Below are 22094 nucleotides of genomic sequence, written 5' to 3'. Positions count from 1 at the left end.
ACTTATGAAAGATAACAAAAGAGTTATATACTGGTTGTTAACAGGTTGCATACTTATTTTCATCATGGTTGTCGTTGGTGGAATTACAAGATTGACACATTCTGGATTGTCCATTTCAAATTATAAACTTATTTCAGGCACCATTCCGCCAATGAATGAAATTGAATGGAAAGAAGCTTTTGATTTGTATAAGCAATATCCTGAGTATCAGAAATTAAACAATCACTTTTCATTAGAAGATTTTAAAGATATTTATTTTTGGGAATGGCTTCATCGTGTTATTGGACGCTTTATAGGACTCGTTTTCTTTGTACCGTTTTTATATTTTTTATGGAAGAAACAACTCAGCAAAGCAACTATAAAGAAATCGATTATATTAATGATTTTAGGCGGTTTTCAAGGATTTTTGGGTTGGTATATGGTAAAAAGTGGTTTGGTTGACAGACCAGATGTTTCACATTTTAGATTGGCGGCACATTTAACAACTGCCTTTATTACGTTTGCATATACATTTTGGGTTGCGTTAGATTTGATGTATCCGACACTAAAAAAAGTAGATTTAAAATTCAGAAAACTCCTAAAATGGACACTCGCCATATTAATACTTCAAATTATTTACGGAGCATTTGTCGCAGGATTAGACGCAGGTTTTATTCATAATTATTGGCCATTAATGACTGATGGAAAGTTGATTCATGAAACCGTTTACTCAGAACAACCTTCATTTTTAGCGAATTTTTATCAAGGAAAAAGTGGTGTTCAGTTTGTACATCGCTATTTGGCGTATATAGTTGTCATTCTTATTGTTATCATTTGGCGAAAGTCTAAAAGCATGACAATTAACACATTGCAACAGAAAGGAATTTACGCATTGTTGTTATTAGTTGGCGTACAATTTATCTTAGGCGTACTCACATTAGTACTGAATGTTCCCGTTATATTAGGTGTTGCACATCAGGTTGGTGCATTTTTCTTGCTTTCGGCTATGACGTACACGTTGCATCGATTTAGTAAATAATGTAAATTCAATATGAGTTTTTCAAATAACACATAGATAATTTTTAACAAAACTTAGAAATTTAAACTTCATTTTCAGGTTCTAATTTTCTTTTTCTTTGTTCGCACAAAGAATACTGAATCAAGTTCAGCACAGGCGTCAACAAAAGAAAGTGCGTTTTTAGTTCGTGTGATTTCTATTTTATATTTTAGAACTCATGAATCTTCGATTTCCAGAGGTGTTTTTAGTTTTTTCTCTGAAAAACTAAAACCGCATTCATTTTTCTAAATTTTTTCCAAGGCTTCAAAAATTCTTAACGAAAAATAAATACTACACTTCGGAAAAAGGACGGATTGCGAAAAAAAGCAGTATTTATTATACCGAAATGGCTTTAAATAAATATCAACAAGCATCTTGAAGAATAAAGAAAACTTCGTAAATTTGCAATCCAATTTTTTTAATGAGCATGATTTATAGATTCAGAGTAATATTAGATGCAAAAGAAGATGTCTTTAGAGATATTGAAATTCAAGAAGATGCCACTTTTGAAGATTTCCACAACGCTATTATTCAAGCGTTTGGATTTGACGGAATGGAAATGGCTTCTTTTTATGTGAGTGATGATGAATGGAATCAAGGAGAAGAAATTTCTCAGTTTGATATGAGTGAAGGACACGATTCTATTTTATTGATGAATGAAACCAAGCTAGATAGTATTTTTTCGGAAGCGCAACTCAAAATGATTTACGTATACGATTTCATGAATATGTGGACACTTTTGGTCGAACTTGCTGAAATTGCAGATCCGCTAACTGGACAGATTTATCCAAACTTATTATTTTCTCACGGAGTACTTCCTGATAGCGCGCCAGACAAGCAGTTTGAAGCTGACCAAGACGAAGATCCATACGGATTTGACGAACACGATGACGATTTGGATGTCAACGATTATGATAGTTTAAATTTTGACGAAAACTGGAACTAGCTTCGGCTTCGACAAAAGCTCAGCCAACATTCTTTGAGTTCTTTAGACAGTTTTTAGAAATACTAATTTTTGAAAAATAAAACTTATTATTGTATCAAAAACGTAGTCTGAGGCACTCGAAGACTACATTTACACGAAATAAACAAACACACTATAATGATCAATTTATACAGTGCACAAATAGATTCCCTTTCTATTCATAAAGTAGGAAACAAAAGTAGAAATGAAGAAATATTCCTTTCGGAAACGCCATATCAGTTAACAGACGAATTGACGCCTTTATTGAAAGAGTATTTTTTTAAACCATTTAGAGAGAAAGAAGAAAATTATTTTCAATTTGTTAATGAAGTTGATTTAGAATTCAATCAATTATATACAATTGCAACGGCTATTTTTAACGATCCATCTTCAGTTCATGAAAATTCAAAAAAGATCACTTCTTTATTGTTTGAACAATCAAAACATCCACATATTAAAAATGGTGAAGTATTCGTTGGTTATTTTGAAAATGTAGTGATTGACAACGAGAAAGTTGACGCTATCGGAATTTTCAAATCAGAGATTAAAAACGATTTCCTTCAATTCGAAGAAAAAGGAACTAATTTAGAAGTGTTGTTTCAACAAGGAGTTTCATTGAATAAGTTGGACAAAGGTTGCATCATTTTTAATGTAAAAAAAGAAGAAGGTTACAAAATTCTTTCTGTTGACAGTAATAAATACGATACTAAATATTGGTTGGATCACTTTTTAGGAGTTGACGCATTTGCCGATGAAAACTTTTACACAAAGAAATATTTAAAGTTCTGTCAAAATTTTGCAAAAGATGTTGTTTTTCCTGCGGAAGATAAAAAAGAAGAGGTAATGTTTATGAACAGAGCCGTGAATCATTTTGCCAAAAACGATACGTTTGAAGAGACAGAATTTTTAAACGACGTGATTGAAAACCCAGATTTGATTCCAGAATTTAAGCATTACAAAGTAGAAAAAGGCCCGAAATATAGCATTGAAGATATTTCAACTTTCCCAATTGCTAACAAAGCAGTTTCTTCGGCAAGAAAGAGCATTAAGAACACGATTAATTTAGATACACATATTCAAATTAAGCTTGACTTTATCAATCCAGAATCTGCAGAGAAGTTTGTAGAAAAAGGTTGGGATGAAGAAAAGCAAATGTATTATTACTTGGTTTATTTTAATAAAGAAGAGAAATCTTAGTAAATTATTCCAATTATAGAAAAGCCCTTATTCCTTACGAATAAGGGCTTTTTATTTATCTTTTGTAACAAATCCTAATTTGAGTCGTCAACTATATACAATCAATCAAAAAACCAATTTATATTGAAAAATTCGAATTCTATTCTATCACTGCAAAACCTGAGTAAAAATTTCGGGTATATAAAAGCAGTACAAAACTTATCATTTACCATAGAAAAGGGAAATGTATACGGCATTTTGGGGCCTAACGGAAGTGGAAAATCTACCACATTAGGAATGGTTTTAAATGTTGTCAATAAATCTTCTGGAGATTTCCATTGGTTCAACGGCGATGTTGCTGTACACGATGCGTTAAAGAAAGTCGGTGCTATTATTGAACATCCAAATTTTTACCCGTACATGTCAGCTTTCGATAATTTAAGGTTAGTGTGTAGGATTAAAAATGTATCTACTGATAAAATTAACGACAAATTGGAACTCGTTGGTTTGTTAGAACGAAAAAATAGTAAATTCCGAACCTATTCTTTAGGAATGAAACAACGTTTAGCCATTGCTTCTGCCCTATTGAATGATCCTGAAATTTTAATTTTAGATGAACCAACTAACGGATTGGATCCGCAAGGAATTCATCAAATTAGAGAGATTATAAAACGAATTGCTTCACAAGGAACAACCATTTTATTAGCTTCTCACCTTTTGGATGAAGTTGAAAAAGTATGTTCGCACGTTGTAATTTTACGAAAAGGAGAAAAAATATATTCGGGTCGTGTAGATGAAATGGTTTCGAGTCAAGGATTTTTTGAACTCAAAACGGAGCATAAAGACAAATTACTTTCTTATTTAGAGAATGATTCCACTTTTGGTAAAATTAAACAAGAAGACGGACTTATTACTGCTTTCTTAAATGCACCATTGAGTTCATCCGAATTTAACACCAAAATGTTTCAAGAAGGCATTGTATTATCACACTTAGTGCAACGAAAAGAAAGCTTGGAAGAGCAATTCTTAATCCTTACTGAAAACCAATCTAACTAATTTCATTCCTTACCGACTATGATCCGTTTATTAAAAATAGAATTTCAAAAATTGTGGTTAAATAAAATGAGTAAAGTGTTAATTTACATCTCGTTTATTTTACCGCTTTCCATATTAATCCTTTCCTCTGTAAAAATTAATTTCTTCGGATATCCTATTGATTTATCTCAAACCAAGATATTTGAGTTCCCATACATTTGGCATGTTGTGCCATTTTTTGTCGCTTATTTCAAAATATTTTTTGCTATTGTCGTCGTATTCATGATTGGAAACGAATACAGTAACCGAACTTTAAAGCAAAACCTTATTGATGGTTTAAGTAAAAAAGAACTTATCCTTTCTAAGTTTTACTTTATTGTAGCATATTGCCTTGCTATGACTACTGTAGTATTTATCATTACACTTATTATTGGTGTTTTGAATGCGCCATCGCAAGATTTATATTTAGACATCGTTTTCAATGATACCGAATTTATACTGGCTTACTTTTTAAAGATTTTAACATTCTTTAGTTTCTGTTTATTTGCGAGTGTATTAACAAAACGCTCAGTGTTTGCATTGGCGTTTTTATTCGTTGTAAATATTGTAGAATGGATTGCATATCCATTAATGCGTTTTGAATTGTTTAATGAACAAATTGCCGACAATGTTGCGCAGTTTTTTCCGTTTACATCAATGTATAACTTAATCAATCAGCCAGCGTACAGACTTGCAAGTATACATGAACCTACCAAAACATTTACATCTGACTTTGCTGTACATTGGTACGAACTTGTAATTGCCGCTGTTTGGGTTTTTATTTACATCTTTTTATCATACAAGCTTTTAAAACGTAGAGATTTATAAAAAACATACAAATTATACAGATTTAACAGAAAGAGCGGATAAATTCGCTCTTTTTTTGTTTCGTAATTAGTATATTTGGCAGTTGTAGAGTGTTCAAAATTGCTATGAAGTATCTCACTATAAAATTGCTCTTATTTCCCTAAAACGAGTAAGCGTAGGTATTTTTTATAATTTGTTATTTCAAATGTACTCTCTTTAGAAAAATAACAATTCTCAAAATCATAAAATAATAGCTTTAGAAAAGAGTTATTATAGCAGATTATTGGGCATTTTTTATGCTTTGAAAAATATCAATTACAGATGAAAAAACTTTTACTATTCATTTTTACAGTATTACCAATTTTTATATTCGCGCAAGGCGAAGCCGCAAACTGGTATTTTGGTCAGAATGCAGGATTGCAATTTGATCCTATGACAGGAACCGTAACCGCAGTTACAAACGGAAGTTTGGATACGCTTGAAGGTTGTGCTTCTATTTCAGATCCAGATGGTGGCTTATTATTCTATACCGATGGAATCACAGTTTGGAACCAAAATCATAACATCATGGTTAATGGAAATGGTTTGAATGGCGATAGTTCAAGTACATCTTCCGCGCTAATTGTTCCAAAACCACAAGATCCAAACATTTACTATATTTTCACGGTTGATGAGCCACATCATAATGATGGCGGCGTTAACAACGGATTAAATTATTCCGTAGTCGACATGACAGACGGAATTGGTTTTGTAGATAATTCACAAAAAAACATTCCATTAATTACATATGATACTGGGAATCCAGCTGAAACTCGTTTTAAATGTTCCGAAAAAATATCCGCAGTAAAAAGTTCAGACTGCGAATCATTTTGGGTATTAACACACTTTATTGATAATTTTTACGCGTTTAAAGTAGATATCGCAGGAGTGAACACAACGCCAGTTATTAGTAATACTCCGTTAGAAGTTCCTATTTCTGGTTACAGACGAAATGCTTTAGGATATTTAAAAGCTTCTCCGCAAGGAGACAAACTAGCTGCAGCACACTTAGGTCTAGCGATTGTTGAAGGTGGAAATGCGCCTGGAAAAGTAATGTTGTATGATTTTAATAACACTTCTGGAGTAGTAAGTAATGAATTAGAATTATATAATGGAGATGCGCCTTATGGTGTAGAATTTTCTCCTGAAGCTACAAAATTATACGCTACTGTAGGATTGGGAAATAGCGGAACTGGAAACAGCTTATTATTACAATATGACTTATTGGCTGCTGACATTCCTGGATCACAATTTACCGTGGATAATTCTTCTACATTTTCTGCTGGAGCGATTCAAGTAGGAATTGATGGAAGAATTTATAGAGCTTTACTCGATTTTAACAATATCAATGGATCAGGTCGGTTTTTAGGTATTATTGAAAACCCTGAAGCAGCTGCTGGTTTAGTTGTTTACAATGAAAATGGAATTTTAGTAGACATTACGAATACAAATACAAATCTTTCGCGAATTGGACTTCCGCCTTTTATTCAATCATTATTTGCCACTCCCGTAGATATTATTCAGAATGGAGTTTCAACTACAGATTTATCATTGTGTACCACGCAAGATTACACGCTAATGGCTGATAATATTCCTGGAGCAACTTATACATGGACGTTTGAAGGAAATCCGTTAGCGGAAACCACTTTTCAGTTAAACTTAACAAATGTGACACTTGCAGATGCAGGATTATATGACGTTAGAATAGATCAAAACAATGGAGAATGTCCTCTAATTGGACAAGCAACGGTTTTTATATTTACGCTTCCTGTTGCAAATGCGGTTGACGATCAATTTATATGTGATGATAACAATGACGGACTTTGGAACTTAGATTTAGATGCGCTAACGGCTACAGCTTTAGGAGCGCAAGATCCTATGTTATTTTCAGTAACATATCATTCAAGTCAAGCTGATGCTGACGTAAACACAAATCCATTACCGAGTCCATATACAAATCAAACTGCATATGCTTTAGAAACTATTTTTGTTCGTGTTGAAAATAATGACAATATTACTTGTAATGCTATCATTTCTTTTGATTTCGATGTGTTCGATCAGCCAACTGCAAACGCCGTTACAGACTATGAAGTTTGTGATGATGCAACTGATGGCGATGATACCAATGGTTTTTCAACCTTTGATCTAACAACAATTGATACACAAGTAGTATTGACTCAAGATACAATGCAATTCAATGTTTCGTATTATGCAAATCAAGCAGATGCAGACGATTCTATGAATGTATTAGCAACAACATACACAAACACAACTGCTGGCGGAAATCCAGTAGTAGCGCGTATTGAAAATGTAGATAATGCTAATTGTTACAGTACAATTCCATTTAATGTTGTGGTGAATCCGCTTCCTGTAATCATGCAACCTGTTGCGTTAAGTCAATGTGATGATGATACGGATGGTTTTTCTGATTTCAATCTTACAGAAGCAAATCCGTTACTATCTAATGATTCAGCTAATGAAACATTTACATACTATACAAATTTAGCAGATGCGCAAAATGCTGTGAATGCAATTCCAAACGATACTGCATATAATAGCGGAAATGGCGGACAAGTTTTTGCTCGAATTGAAACGGTAAATGGTTGTTTCAGAACTGGAGAAGTAAATTTAGTCGTTACCACAACTCAAATTCCAAACTCGTTTCAATTAACATATGAAGTATGTGACGATGAAGAAATAGACAATGATAACACAAACGGAATTGCTACGTTCGATTTTAGTTCTGCGGAAGCGCAAATCAACGCATTATTTCCAGTTGGTCAAAACTTAACAATCACATATTACGAAAACTTTGCAGATGCATTAGCGGAAATAAACGCGATTCCAGATATTAGTAATCACAGAAATGACGCGTCGCCAAATGTTCAAAACATTGTAGTTCGTGTAGATAGTGACGCTAACAATGCATGTTTAGGATTAGGAGAACACATTACACTAACAGTAAATCCGTTACCAGTTCAAAATGCAATTACGGACTATATTGTTTGTAGTGATGTTGCCAATCAATTTACATTTGATTTAACTACGAAAGATGCAGAAATTATCAACGGACAATCAAATATTGATGTTACTTATCACGAATCTCAAGCGGAAGCGGAAGCAAATACAGGCGCAATTCCAAGTCCGTACACAACGTTTCCTAGAACAATATATGTTCGCGCGGTAAACAATGTAACTGGTTGTGTAAATACGACCATGAATTTTGATTTGATAATCAATGAAAACCCTGTTGCAAACATGCCAACAGACTTAAATGTGTGTGACGAAACTCCTTTTGATGGGTTCACTTCCGTAGATTTAAACATAAAATCAGCAGAAATAATTGGCTCGCAAACTGGTGTATCTGTTCAATATTACCTGACTCCGAATGATGCCCTAAACGACACAAATCCACTTGCCAGCCCATATGCAAACACAAGTAATCCACAAACCATACATGTCAGAGTTGAAAATGGTACAACAGGTTGTTTTAGTGTGACTAACTTTGATATCATTGTGAGTGAAGCACCAGTAGCAAACACTCCAACACCTTTAGAATACTGCGACACAGACAACGACGGTTTTGGTATTTTTGATATCAGAAGTACAGAAAGTGAAGTTACAGGCGGCGTAATTCCAGGGCAAGTAACAGTTACTTACCACGAAACTCCAGAAGATGCAGACAATGATGTGAATCCACTTGCTGATACATATACAAATATCAACGCATACAATCAAACAATTTATGTTCGTGTGGAAAATGTAATTACAGGTTGTTTCAATGTAGTTCCACTTGCGCTGATTGTGCATGATTCTCCAGAAATTGCTGGGTTAGATGTGGTAAGTTTAGCAGAATGTGATGACGCTTCCGCAGATGATATTGCGCAGTTCGACCTCACCCAAAGTGAAACAGACATTCTAAATGGAGAAGATCCAACCACGCATACAGTTCGGTATTACAATACGCAAGCAAACGCTATTGCGGGAACAAACACAGGAGAAATTAACAATACAAACGCTTACAGCAACATTCCACCAAGTCCACAAGTGATTTGGGTTCGTGTGGAAGATATAGTAACAGACTGTTTTAGTATTACAAACTTAACGCTGATTGTAAACGAGCTTCCAGTACTGATGCAACTTGCAGGATTAGAAGCCTGTGATGCGATTTCTTTAAACAACGGAATTGAAGTTTTTGATTTAACTTCATTAGCAGAACAATTACTAAACAACGTTCCAGGAATCAGCTTGCAATACTATGCAAACATGGCTGATTTAACCAACGATGCGCCAATTGCTACGCCAACCATGTATAGCAATACAGAAATTGGCGTACAAACCATTTTTGTAAAAGCGACGAACGATACTACAGGCTGTGAAAACACAATTACTTTTGATCTTAGAGTAAATCCACTGCCAAGTCCAACACTAAATCCAAGTGGAATGCTTGATACAGAAACGTGTGATGATGACAATGACGGTTTTACTGCTTTTGATTTAAATGCCCTAATCAGCGATATTATCAACAACGAACCAGATGTAGTCTACACTTTCCATGAAACAGAAGCGGACGCGAATAATAACTTAAACGCGCTAAATAGTCCATATACAAACATTGTAATGGATAATCAAACGATTTATGTGCTTGCTACAAATACGGTTACAGGTTGTTTCACGGTAACTCCATTACAATTAAATGTCATTCCAATTCCTGTATTGCCACTCAACATCACAGATTTAGAAGAATGTGACGATGCAGACAATTTAGATGGTTTTGCAATGTTCGATTTGACAGAAACACAAACAGAAATCTACGGAACACAAACGCCAGGAAACTTCACGCTAAGCTATCACGAAACTGAACAAGATGCCATTGATGATGTTTCGCCAATTGTAAATCTTACCAATTACACAAATACCACAATCAATCAACAAACAATTTGGGTGCGATTAGAAGACAATGCAACGGATTGTTATGCAATTGAAGACTTTGATATCATTGTAGTTGGTCCGCCAGTACTTGTGCAACCAACAGCATTTTCATTATGTGATGACCTCGAAAGTGGCGATGAAAGTGATGAAATTTCAACCTTCGATCTTACTGAAAAATACATCGAAATCACAGGTGGAAATACGAGTTTAACATTGACTTATTACGCAAATCAAGCAGATTTAAACAGTAATACTCCAATAGCAGATCCAACAGCGTATCAAAACGTAACGAATCCGCAAGTGATTTACATTCAAGCAACTAATCCAGCAGGATGTACTACAGATATTACCATGACACTTCGTGTACTTCCAATTCCAACACCAAACACTACGCCAACAATCTTAGAAGCGTGTGATGACGACAGCGATGGAGATGCAACTAACGGAATGCTGATTTTCGATTTAACTCAATCAGAAGATGAAATTGTAGACAATGAAAGTAATGTGAGCGTAAGTTATCATACTACACAAATGGACGCAGATGATGATATCAATCCAATTATTGATCCAACGATGTATAACGTTGACATGGCAAACGCCAATGCAAACGGACAAGTCATTATCTATGTGCGAGTAGAAAGCGACATTCAGATTGATAGCAACATGCTTCCATGTTATAAAATTGTAGAATTACCAGTTGTGGTAAATCCACTTCCTGTGCTTACAGATATTGCTTTTACCTATGTTTTCTGTGAATATGACAATGATAATGTAGGTCAATTTGATTGGGATGTTGTCACAGCTTCGCTAGATTTATTAACAACTCCGCAAGATGTAGCAGACTTTACCGTAACGTATCATCCAACTGTGGCAGATGCATTAGCAGGAACAGCGGCATTAGCCAACGGATTTGAAAACACCACCGATCCACAAACGGTTTTCATTCGCGTAGTAAATACAACTACAGGATGTGTAAACACCAATAACATTGCAAGTTTGGAGCTCAGTGTAGAACCAATTCCAACGGCAACTGCGCCACCAACCTATGAACTTTGTGCAACAGATCAAGCAGATCAAAATACCGCCGTATTTGATTTAACTTCGCTTGATGCTACAATCATAAACGGGCAAATGGACATGGCAGTAGCGTATTATGAAAACATGACAGATGCAGACGCAGACAGCAACGCAATTGCAAATGCAACGAGTTATACAAACACTTCAAACCCACAAACGCTATTTGCACGTGTAAGACAAACCATAACAGGTTGTTTATCCGATCCAATACTAGTAATGTTACAAGTAAATCCATTGCCTATATTTAGCTTGCCAGCAGATGATATTCTGTGTGTCAATGCAAATACAGGAATCGCATCAGATATCAGGACTATTGGTTCAGACTTTGGCGCAGGATTCACCTATCAGTGGACAACACCAAATGGAACATCAACAAACGCAACAGTTACTGTAGATATGGCAGGAACGTACAGCGTAATTGTGACCGATGGAAACAATGCAACCAATTGTACTTTTGATGATAGTGTGACGTATCAGGCATCATCAGCGCCAAGTATTTTAGACATACAAGTGACCACACCAGCTTTTGCAGATACGCATAATGTTGTGGCAACGGCAAGTGGCGGATCAGGCAATTACGAATATCAATTAGATGATGGAAATTGGCAAATAGATGGAACATTCTTAGACTTACAACCAGGTGAACATACTGTAACAGTAAGAGATACTAACGGTTGTGGAGAATTGGTAAGAACCTTCGAGTTAATCGACTTTATGCAATTCTTTACACCAAACGGCGATGAATACCATCCGACATGGAATATTATCGGACTTAGAAATCAACCAGGTGCACGAATTTACATCTTTGACAGATATGGAAAACTATTGAAACAAATAAGTCCAGCAGGACAAGGTTGGGATGGAACATACAACGGAACGCCAATGCCATCAGCGGATTATTGGTTTAAAGTAGAATATGTAGATCCATTTAGTGGAACGCTAAAAGAATTTATAAATCATTTTTCGTTGAAGAGATAGTTTAGATAAAAGACTTTAGACCGCTTTGCTGAAAGACACAAGATAATAGACTTTCTCAACGAAGTGTATTTTAGTGTTTTTGAGCAAAAAAAGATATTTTAAAAAAACCGAAGCATATAAAACTCTTCGGTTTTTTTATGAAGTTGGATTGACTTATAACTTCATAACGTGAGTTCGACATAAGTTTACTCAAATAAAATTTTGAACACATTTTCGCAATAAGTAATAAGTATCTCATTTTCATATCATTATTTTCGTTTTCTTTGCTCGCACAAAGAAAAGAAACAAAAGAAAGTGCGCTTTTCCAGAGGTATTTTTAGTTTTTCTTTTAGGGAAAAACTAAAACCGCATGAATTTTTCTAAATTTTCTCCAAGGATTCGAAAATTCTTAACGAAAAATCCCTGCTATACTGCGGAAAAGACAAAAAAATACTCTGAAATTTTAGATCGAACTCAGGTTCATAGTAAGCATTATAGGCTTGTCCAACGAACAGCTATTACCTACTGGATTTATATAGATTGGCATATCTCAATAGAAGCTTTTTGTAACCACCTTTTTTAAAGTTGAATTCTCCAATAAAAGAATTTAAATCTTCTAGATTTCCTTCAATTTTAACTAGTGTACCTATTCCGAATCGAATATGAGCAACTTTGTCTCCTTTTTTTAATTGGCTGATTTCTGTTACAGTTAATTTCTCTTCGCTAGAATCAAATTCATCAAATAAAGGTTCTTCATTAACTGGTTTAGGATTATTGTCTCTTGTTTGAGGTTTTGAAAAGTTTTCAATATTGTTTAATCGTTTGTCGATAGAACTTAAATTATTCAGAATTAATTCAGTTTCAATAGAGATATTTGTTGAGCCATTTAATTCTGCTGGGGTTATTCCAAGTAATTTTACTAATGAGTTTATTTGTGTGTCTTTTTCTTTAAAAGTTACTTTTATAATTTCTGCTAAGTTTTCGACAATATCTTGCACGTTATCAATTCTTAAATTTTCATCATATTCTAAATCTCTGAATCCTTGAATATCAAATATTCTATTTGTTTTAGAATCCTTTATTAAAACGACTGGCTTATTAAATGCTTGTCTAATACCAAGCTCATATAGTACATTAGGGTTCTGTGTACTTAAATCACAGAGTGCCATATCAGAATCAATAATTCTTTTTAAAATATCTAACGCAATGTGGTTTGTATTAAGTACATCATCCGCTCTTACAGGTTTGAAGTCAGCCAATATACAAGCAGGTTTAATTATGTATTCGTAAACTCTTAAGAAATGACCTTTTGAATAATTGGGGTTATCACTTATTGGCATTATAATAAAGCAGGTTCTTTTCATTTTTTCGTATTATAGCTAACGTATTTATAATGAACACATGCTCATTATAAAATATATGTTTCTTACAAATCTAACCGTTTTTTAATGAATCTGAAAGTAGAAGCAACTACATAACAGGGCAGAATCATACTTTTAAATTTAATATTCTGAGTAAATAGTCTTCATTCCATCCAGCTTCAAGTCTTTTGCTTTTCATAGATAGCTTTTTAGAGGTTTCATTTTTCAATAGATTTAAAGCAATTTTAAGCAGAATAGAATAATTTTGAGCAGCATTTCCTGCTCTTTTTCTAGAAGCATCTTCAGAGAAAGCTACATCTAAAGTCCAATGTAATTTATTTTCTACCGCCCAATGCGAGCGTATTTTAGATTGAAATTCACTAGCATCATTTCGTAAACTTGAAATATAATATCGTGTCGCTTTTTCTGTCGCTTTATCACTATTTTTAAATTCACGAATGCTATCTATTTTTATAATACTTTGTAAATTTTTCCATTGATTGTCCTGTTCAATAAACTTAAAATCAGTAATTACGCTACATGTTCTAGTTTCAATACGCCCATGATCTAAATCATGTTTAGTGTATGTTTCTAGTTGTTTGGAAAACCGAAACTCATCTTCAATATGTTCTAATAACTGCGGTTGATTTGCTTTAACTGCTAAAATATAATCAGCATCTAGTTCAATTATTTTTTTTGCAATTTCTTTTTGAGTTCCCATAGCATCTATTGTAATAGTATTTCCTGCAATACTAAGGATGTTCAGTAATTCTGGTATCGCAGTAATTTCGTTTGACTTTTCAGCTGTTTTAACTTGACCTAGAACAAGATTGTTTTCGCAAGCCCAAGCACTAACCATGTGAATTGGCGATTTTTTACCATGAGACTTTGCGCCACGTATCGTTTTACCATCAATCGCAATTATTTGACCTTTACTTAAATTTGCAATTGAATTGACCCAATCAATAAAACAAGATTCAAATTGTTCACTATCAATAGCTGAAAAGACTCTATTGATAGTTACTTTCGAAGGAATACCGTTAGGTAATTCTAAGAATTTCTTTAAAAAAGGTTCTTTTGATTTGGCAAACCCAGCCATTTGTTCCCAAGTTTCTGCCCCAGAAATCACTGCAATTATACCAATAAGAAGGATATCTACTAAATTATGAAGCTTGTTTATATGGCTTCTGTGGTCTTGTATTTGCCCAAAAATGTCTTTTAAGTTATCAGATGGTTTCATTGAGTTAAGTAATTGATTATCAGTATAATATACGAATAATTGATAACTTAAACAATTAATAATCAGGCAAATAAATGATTATATTGTCTTAAAAAGTATGATTCTGCCCTGAACTACATAAGTAAATATTAATGGTTTCGCTAGCGTAATATTAACAAATACTTGAGTTTTCAAAGAAGAACATACAAATTATTATACTCCAAAAACACCCAAATCCCAAAGAAAAACAACTCCCATTTTTTTATCAACTCAGAATTTGTTACTTTGAAAGCATTAATCAATTTTGTGTGAACAAGCTAACGTACATCAGTATTTTTCTCTTTTTAGGTTGTTTTTTAAACACGTTCAAAACGGCTGCGCAAGATATTTCCCTGTTCCAACAATTCAATGGTCGGTACGATTATACAGCACTTGGAAACACACTCAATACTGTCGAAAATGGTGCTGGAGGCATTTGCGTAATCAATACATCTTCTAGCGCAAGCTTATTTTTAAATCCAAATGAAACTATGGTTGCCGCCTATTTATATTGGGCAGGTTCGGACGATGGCGATTTTAATATAGAACTCAACGGAATTCCCGTCACAGCACAACGTACGTTTAGTGATTCTTTGAATGCAAATAGAACGTTTTTTGCAGCTTTTGCCGATGTCACAAGCATTGTGCAAACGATAGGCAATGGAAATTATACGGTAAGTGAATTCGATTTAACGTCCGTGATTGCTCCGTATTGCCCGACAGGAACGAATTTTGGCGGTTGGGCAATGACAGTAATTTATGAAAATCCTGCGCTTCCGCTGAATCAACTCAATGTATATGATGGTTTGGAAAGTGTGCCTGATATGTTGGAAATTACGCTTTCCAACCTCAACGTTTTTGACAATATGGGCGCAAAAATTGGCTTTATTGCATGGGAAGGTGATCGTGCTATAAGCGTAAACGAAACGTTGCGAATTAATGGAAATATTATAGAAAATTTTCCGCTAAATCCAGCAGATAATGCATTCAACGGAACAAATAGTTTTACAGGCGCGACCAATTTATACAACATGGATATTGATGTGTACGGCATTCAAAATTTTATAGCGATTGGCGATACACAAGCGACAATTTCATTGACTTCTGGACAGGATTTTGTGATGATTAATAATATTATCACCGTTTTAAACAGTCAACTTCCTGATGCAACTGTTACGATTAATCAAGTTGATTCAGCATGCGATTCCAGAGAATTAGACCTTACCTATACAATCTCGAATACGAATAGTACTGCGGCTTTACCTCAAAATACGCCGATTGCTTTTTATGCAAATGGAATTTTGATTGCAACCGATGTAACTCAGGTAGAACTTCCAATTGGCGGAAACATTCAACAAACGATTACGGTTACAATTCCTGCAACGATTCCGAATACTTTTGATTTACTAATTGTCGTTGATGATGATGGAACTGGTACAGGAACTGTTGATGAAATTAATGAAGATAATAACAATGCCTTAGAATTGACATTGCTTCCAACTTCGCCCATTCTTCCAATTTTGCCTTCTCTGCAATTGTGTGACAATAGCGAGAATCTACTTTTCAATTTGACTTCGCAAGAAGCGTTATTCACCGAAACTTCGCTAACATTTGGGTATTTTGAAACGTTCCAAGATGCTTCAAACAATACGAATATGATTATCAATGCTGATTCGTATAGTAGTGTAAATTATCCAACAACAATGTATATAAAAGCTACAAACAGTACTACGTTGTGTACTTCTATTGGAGATTTTGAATTGCTCCTTTTAGAAAGTCCAACAGCAAATGAACCAGCAAATTTAATCGCGTGTAAATTAAACGATATAGATTCCGTTACTTTTAATTTAACATTAAACGAATCCACTATAAATTCAACAGCAAATAACATTTTTACGTATTACGAAACGGCAAATGCTGACGGAACGTTTCAAGATGAAATTACAATGCCAACTGCTTACGACAACACATTCAATCCACAAACAATTTATATAATTGTTACAAATACAAATGGTTGTACAAATTCTACTTCTTTTGAGATCCTAGTTGAAGATTGTGAAATTTACATTCCAAATGGTTTTTCGCCTAATGGCGATGGAAAAAATGATGTGTTTAATATTCTAAACCTAGAAGCACATCCAAATCATGAAATTCATATTTATAACAGGTACGGAACGCTGATATTTATTGGTAACAAAGCAACTTCTCGCTGGAATGGTTACGCGAATAGAGGAACTCCAAAAGATAAAAAATTACCCACAGGAACCTACTTTTATGTATTGTATTTGAATGACCAAAATACCTTAGCAAGTCCTTTATTACTTGAACAAACGTATACAGGTTGGGTTTATTTACAGAATAATTAAGCTCATTTTACGTTAATATCATAGGATTTCTGTATTTTAGTATTAATGTGTAGTTAATTAAAAAACAAGTCGTTGCCTCCAAAAATAGTTTCACAGGCATTATATTATGTATATATTTGCGCATAATCTATATAGCCTATACAACACGAATGATTGCAGTTTGCCCAACTAAAATCATGTTTGTCGGAAACAATGACTTAACCCCATTCCTATGAAAAAAGTTTTTTTCACACTTTTTACCCTTTTCGCTTACCAAATAGTTTCTGCCCAGCAAGTAACTACAAACGAGTCATTTACACTACAAGAATTGGTAGATCAATTGGTTCAAGGATGTGTAGAAGTTTCAAATGTTTCATCCTCTATCAACGGAAATGTAAATGGTTTTAATAGTTATGCCTATTTCGATCAAGCTGGTTCTGGCTTTCCTTTTGCAAATGGTTTGGTACTAACTTCTGGTCGTGCATCTGAAGCTGGAACTCCCGTAAATACAGCGCCATTGAATAGTGGAACTACAACTTGGGGAACGGATCCAGATATTGAAACCGCTTTGGGCGTGATGAATACTATAAATGCAACTTCCATAGAATTCGATTTTATCTCAGCTACGAATCAAATAAGTTTTAATTATTTATTAGCTTCGGAAGAATATGCGGAGGATTTTCCGTGTCGATTTTCTGATAGTTTTGCTTTCTTAATCCGAGAAACGGGAAGTACAGCACCATATACAAACATTGCAGTTGTACCAGGAACAACTATTTCTGTAAGTACAAGTGTTATTCACGATGAAATTGTTGGCTTCTGCCCTGCCGAAAACGAACAATTTTTTGAAGGCTATAACTTAGGCGACACCAACTACAACGGACGAACTACGGTATTGACAGCAACAGCGAGCTTAATTCCGAATCAACAGTATCATATCAAATTAATTATTGCAGACGGAACCGACCAAAATGCAGATTCTGCTATTTTTATTCAAGGAAATAGTTTCAATGCCACGGTTGATTTAGGTCCAGATGTAATTACATGTGCAGATTCATACTTACTAAATGCAGATATTGGAAACCCTTTAGCAACTTTTGAATGGTTTAGAAACGGAGTTACCATTCCTGGAAGTGTTGCTAGTACACATGATGCTGTACTGACTGGAACACACAGAGTTGAAATCACAATTCCGATAGGAACTGAGCTATGTGTCATTGAAGATACTGTTGAAATAACGCTAAATTCTCCTCAATCTGCTGGACCAATCACAGATTTTGAATTGTGTGATGATGCTTCACTAGATGGAATTGAGAGTTTCAATTTAACCACTAAAGAAGCTGAAATTCTAACTACTGTGCCGCCTGCAAATTATACGGTTACGTATTATCCAACACAAAACGACGCCGATAACGATACAAATGCACATCCAAATACAATTCAAAATACAACATCGCCACAAGAAGTTTTTGTACGTGTGTTAGACATTGACAATGGTTGTTTGGCGTTTACAAGTTTCAACTTAGTGGTAAATCCGATGCCTATCATTACACAACCAACACCTTTTGATATTTGTTCTGATAACGGTACGGCTGCTATCGATTTAACGGTACGAAACGATGAAATCACAGGAATGAATCCTGTACTTGGAGTTACCTATCACAATTCGCAAAATGATGCGGACAACAATTTGAATCCAATCATTGGAAACTACACAAATTCATCACCAAATGATACTGTTTTTGTGCGTGTTGTAGATACACAAACTGGTTGTGCAATAACGACAACATTACAAGTAAATGTTAGCACTTCGCCTATGTTGAATCCTCCTGACCGAAACTTAATTGACGCTTGTGATGCTGATCACGATGGCTTTGCAACATTTGACTTTACAGATTTCCTCAATGAAGTTACCATGGGATTAACGGGCGTTACAACTACGGTACATACTTCTTCTGATGATGCTAATACTGGTGCCAATCCGGTTCCTGACGTAACAGCTTTTGACAATACCGTTATTGACCTACAAACACTATATATTAGAGTTGTGGATGCTGCTGGTTGTTTTACGGTCACGCAATTTGTGGTACACAGTAATGCGTTATTAACCGCTACAAATATTGAAAACGTCATTCGTTGTGATGATCCGAGTAATGATGGTATTTTTGAATTCAACCTTCAAACGGTTTTTGATAGGATTCAAAATAATTTGGATTATGTGGGTATTGTATTTTACGAAAGTGAAGATGATAGAACCAATGCTGTAAATCCTATTGACATTACAGTTCTATATTCAAACACTTCCAATCCGCAAGATATTTTCCTAACACTTTCAGATGATATGGGCTGTGAAGATTTTGCTGAGATTACCTTAACTGTGCATCCGAATGTTACGGCTCCAAACCTTGGCACGTTAACGTATTGCGACACCGATGATGACTTCGTTGTAGCAATTGATTTAACTACATTTACATCCACAATTCAAGGCGCAAATACCACATATACTATATCTTATTATGAAACACCAGGCGATGCGAACGTTTTTGCCAATCCTATTGTAGCTCCGTATGTAAACTCATCCAATCCACAAGAAATATTTTATAGGTATACCAATCCTGCAACGAACTGTACAGAAATTTCATCGTTTCTTATTGAAATATTGCCAGCACCAACAGTTATGCAACCGTCTACCTTGTTAAGATGTGATGAAGATACTGACGGTATTGCAGATGTAGATTTAACGCAAAGTCAACCAGAAATTATTGCAGACTTAACCAATATCAACATTAGCTATCATTCCTTGGAAGCAGATGCTTTTGAGAATACCAACATAATTCCAGATCCTACTGTCTATAATACAGCAACATCATCTGCATATGTTCGTGTAGAAAATGCTACAACAGGCTGTTTTACAGTAGTAGAACTACCGATTATTGTAAATACAATTCCAGAAGTTATTGCCACAGATTTTTATCAATTGTGTGAAACAGATGCAGATCAAACTGAAAACTTCATTATGGAGATCAAAGATGATGAAATCTTAAATGGTCAAACAGCAATGACAGTTTTCTACTATCCAACGGATCAAGATGCTTTGGACAAAACAAACGAAATTGACAAAACGGTTTCATACGCAAACCAAACAAATCCGCAAACAATTCATGTGCGTATTGAAAATGATACAGATCCAGATTGTTTTGCAGTTTCTTCCTTTGTAATTCAAGTAAGTCCTGCGCCAATGTATAATGAGCCAACAGATATTTTTGTCTGTGATGATGCTAGTAATGACGGAATTGACACGTTTGATCTTACCGACACAGAAGCAGAAATCCGTGCGGGAATTTCACAAAACTTAGTCATCTCTTTTCACTTATCTTTTGATGATGCAACGAATAATGTAGATCCGATTGGAAATACATTTACCAACGTTACAAATCCGCATGCAATATATACCAGAATTACAAATGATTCTGACTGTATGATTGTGGTCGATTTTGAATTAAATGTAATTCAAGTTCCTGAAACAAATCCGGCACCAGATGTAACGGTTTGTGATACAGATTATGATGGACAAGTTCTTTTCGATTTGACAGAAGCTGAATTCTTTATATTAAATATCAGACAAGATAATGTTGTCATCACCTATCACGAAACACAAGAAGATGCAGACGATGGAACCAACGCAATTCCTGACCCAACAAATTATACAAACGTAACCAATCCGCAACCAATTTTTGTACGATTAATCAATACCATTTCGGGTTGTTATGTCGTAATTCCGTTTACATTACATGTGAATTTACCACCATTGCTAAACAATGTTACAGAAGCTACTTTCTGTGAAGCCGAAATACCTGGAACAGTCGATTTACGCCAAATAGACGAAATCATCATTGATGATGCTACAGGTGTTTCCTTATCATATTACAATTCGGCGGCAGACGCAGACACTGAAACCAATCCGCTTCCTGATATTTACACCTATGCTACAAATCCAGAAACAATCTTTATCAGAGCAGAAAATGATGATACAACTTGTTATTTTGTAGATAGTATTGACATTAACATCAATCCGAATCCAGATGCAAATCCTGTCAGTGATATGGAAGCCTGTATCAGTAACAGTACAGATTCTACGCAAGTATTCAATCTATCACAACAAACAGCAACCGTATTAGGAGCGCAAAATCCAGCATTATTTACAGCAAGTTATCATGTAAGTATTGAAGATGCACAAAATGATGTAGCTCCATTACCAACATTATACAGCGCGTTTAACGGACAAATTATTCATATCCGTGTCGAAAACAATACAACAGGTTGTTATGACACAACTCAATTCAATACCATAATTCACCCTTTGCCAGAAGTAAATCTTCCAGAAGATATTACCTTATGTCTAAACGATCTTCCACTAACAGTAACCGCAGGTTCGGCAACTGGAAACACATACGCTTGGTCAACAAGTGAAACGACAGCTTCTATTAATATTACTTCCATCGGAACCTACGACGTAACTGTCACAAGTCCGTTTGGTTGTTCAGCAATGGCAAGTTTTACGGTAAACGAATCGGAATTGGCTACTATTGTTGATATTGATGTCGTACACTTCTCTGACAACAATACAATCACCGTAACCGCAAGTGGAAACGGAGATTACTTATATTCGTTAGATGGTGGAACGCCGCAAGTTTCAAATGTATTTGAATTTGTCGGCCCAGGATATCATACGGTAACTGTTTCAGATGTAAATGGTTGTGGCGAAGTAAGCGAAGAAGCTGTAGTCATTGATTACATTCAATTTGTGACGCCAAACAATGATGGTTTCAATGACACTTGGCACATTATCGGAATCGAAACGCTTCCAAAATCGATAGTATATATCTTTGACAGATATGGAAAACTCATCAAAACCTTACGTGCTGGCGATCGTGGTTGGGACGGAACGTACAGAGGTCGTAAACTGCCTTCAAGCGATTATTGGTTTTTAGCAGAAATAAAAGATGGTCCAACATCATTTGATGTAAAAGGTCATTTTACGTTGAAACGGTAATATCTATGGGAAAAA

The 22094-nt window shown here is 34.9% G+C and carries 10 protein-coding genes; 8 read left to right on the top strand and 2 right to left on the bottom strand.

Annotated features, from left to right (window positions below; translation table 11 throughout):
• Nucleotides 1–4: 4 nt before the first annotated feature.
• The 6 genes from IMCC3317_RS21225 (at nucleotide 5) to IMCC3317_RS21200 (ending at nucleotide 12083) form a co-directional block, all read left to right on the top strand.
• On the top strand, nucleotides 5–1018 hold the full coding sequence (locus IMCC3317_RS21225; RefSeq protein WP_160131476.1) for a COX15/CtaA family protein: 1014 nt from the start codon (nucleotides 5–7) through the stop codon (nucleotides 1016–1018).
• A gap of 445 nt (nucleotides 1019–1463) precedes the next feature.
• A complete protein-coding gene (locus tag IMCC3317_RS21220) occupies nucleotides 1464–1982 on the top strand; it encodes an IS1096 element passenger TnpR family protein (RefSeq protein WP_160131974.1) in 519 nt (172 codons plus the stop codon).
• 156 nt (nucleotides 1983–2138) lie between these two features.
• On the top strand, nucleotides 2139–3197 hold the full coding sequence (locus IMCC3317_RS21215) for a nucleoid-associated protein (RefSeq protein ID WP_160131475.1): 1059 nt from the start codon (nucleotides 2139–2141) through the stop codon (nucleotides 3195–3197).
• Nucleotides 3198–3320: 123 nt separating this feature from the next.
• Nucleotides 3321–4232, top strand: a complete 912-nt coding sequence (locus IMCC3317_RS21210) for an ABC transporter ATP-binding protein (protein WP_160131474.1) — start codon at nucleotides 3321–3323, stop codon at nucleotides 4230–4232.
• Nucleotides 4233–4250: 18 nt separating this feature from the next.
• Nucleotides 4251–5078: an ABC transporter permease gene (locus IMCC3317_RS21205; RefSeq protein ID WP_160131473.1), complete on the top strand. Its 828-nt coding sequence runs from the start codon at nucleotides 4251–4253 to the stop codon at nucleotides 5076–5078.
• Nucleotides 5079–5378: 300 nt separating this feature from the next.
• Nucleotides 5379–12083 (top strand): T9SS type B sorting domain-containing protein, encoded by a 6705-nt coding sequence (locus tag IMCC3317_RS21200; protein WP_160131472.1) that lies wholly within the window; start codon nucleotides 5379–5381, stop codon nucleotides 12081–12083.
• Nucleotides 12084–12580: 497 nt separating this feature from the next.
• On the opposite strand, the gene IMCC3317_RS21195 is transcribed toward IMCC3317_RS21200, so the two are convergent.
• Together IMCC3317_RS21195 and IMCC3317_RS21190 are read right to left on the bottom strand one after the other, a co-directional pair.
• Nucleotides 12581–13426: a hypothetical protein gene (locus tag IMCC3317_RS21195; RefSeq protein ID WP_160131471.1), complete on the bottom strand. Its 846-nt coding sequence runs from the start codon at nucleotides 13424–13426 to the stop codon at nucleotides 12581–12583.
• Between the two features lie 124 nt (nucleotides 13427–13550).
• Complete coding sequence (locus IMCC3317_RS21190; RefSeq protein WP_160128944.1) at nucleotides 13551–14663, bottom strand: ISAs1 family transposase; 1113 nt, start codon at nucleotides 14661–14663, stop codon at nucleotides 13551–13553.
• A 287-nt stretch (nucleotides 14664–14950) separates the two neighbouring features.
• On the opposite strand from IMCC3317_RS21190, the gene IMCC3317_RS21185 reads away from it, so the two are divergent.
• Both IMCC3317_RS21185 and IMCC3317_RS21180 read left to right on the top strand, forming a co-directional pair.
• Complete coding sequence (locus tag IMCC3317_RS21185) at nucleotides 14951–17047, top strand: T9SS type B sorting domain-containing protein (RefSeq protein WP_160131470.1); 2097 nt, start codon at nucleotides 14951–14953, stop codon at nucleotides 17045–17047.
• Between the two features lie 211 nt (nucleotides 17048–17258).
• Nucleotides 17259–22079, top strand: a complete 4821-nt coding sequence (locus IMCC3317_RS21180) for a T9SS type B sorting domain-containing protein (RefSeq protein WP_160131469.1) — start codon at nucleotides 17259–17261, stop codon at nucleotides 22077–22079.
• Nucleotides 22080–22094: the final 15 nt, after the last annotated feature.

It is taken from the genome of Kordia antarctica (assembly GCF_009901525.1).
GTDB classification, from domain to species: domain Bacteria; phylum Bacteroidota; class Bacteroidia; order Flavobacteriales; family Flavobacteriaceae; genus Kordia; species Kordia antarctica.
The sequence above is the reverse complement of the archived record's forward strand: the minus strand, read 5'-3'. Positions and strand labels throughout refer to the sequence as shown.

What these genes read in the sequence shown, in the direction of transcription:
- IMCC3317_RS21225 (WP_160131476.1), top strand. Translation starts at nt 5, where the DNA reads ATGAAAGATAACAAAAGAGTTATATACTGGTTGTTAACAGGTTGCATA.
- IMCC3317_RS21220 (WP_160131974.1), top strand. Translation starts at nt 1,464, where the DNA reads ATGATTTATAGATTCAGAGTAATATTAGATGCAAAAGAAGATGTCTTT.
- IMCC3317_RS21215 (WP_160131475.1), top strand. Translation starts at nt 2,139, where the DNA reads ATGATCAATTTATACAGTGCACAAATAGATTCCCTTTCTATTCATAAA.
- IMCC3317_RS21205 (WP_160131473.1), top strand. Translation starts at nt 4,251, where the DNA reads ATGATCCGTTTATTAAAAATAGAATTTCAAAAATTGTGGTTAAATAAA.
- IMCC3317_RS21200 (WP_160131472.1), top strand. Translation starts at nt 5,379, where the DNA reads ATGAAAAAACTTTTACTATTCATTTTTACAGTATTACCAATTTTTATA.
- IMCC3317_RS21195 (WP_160131471.1), bottom strand. Translation starts at nt 13,426, where the DNA reads ATGAAAAGAACCTGCTTTATTATAATGCCAATAAGTGATAACCCCAAT.
- IMCC3317_RS21190 (WP_160128944.1), bottom strand. Translation starts at nt 14,663, where the DNA reads ATGAAACCATCTGATAACTTAAAAGACATTTTTGGGCAAATACAAGAC.
- IMCC3317_RS21180 (WP_160131469.1), top strand. Translation starts at nt 17,259, where the DNA reads ATGAAAAAAGTTTTTTTCACACTTTTTACCCTTTTCGCTTACCAAATA.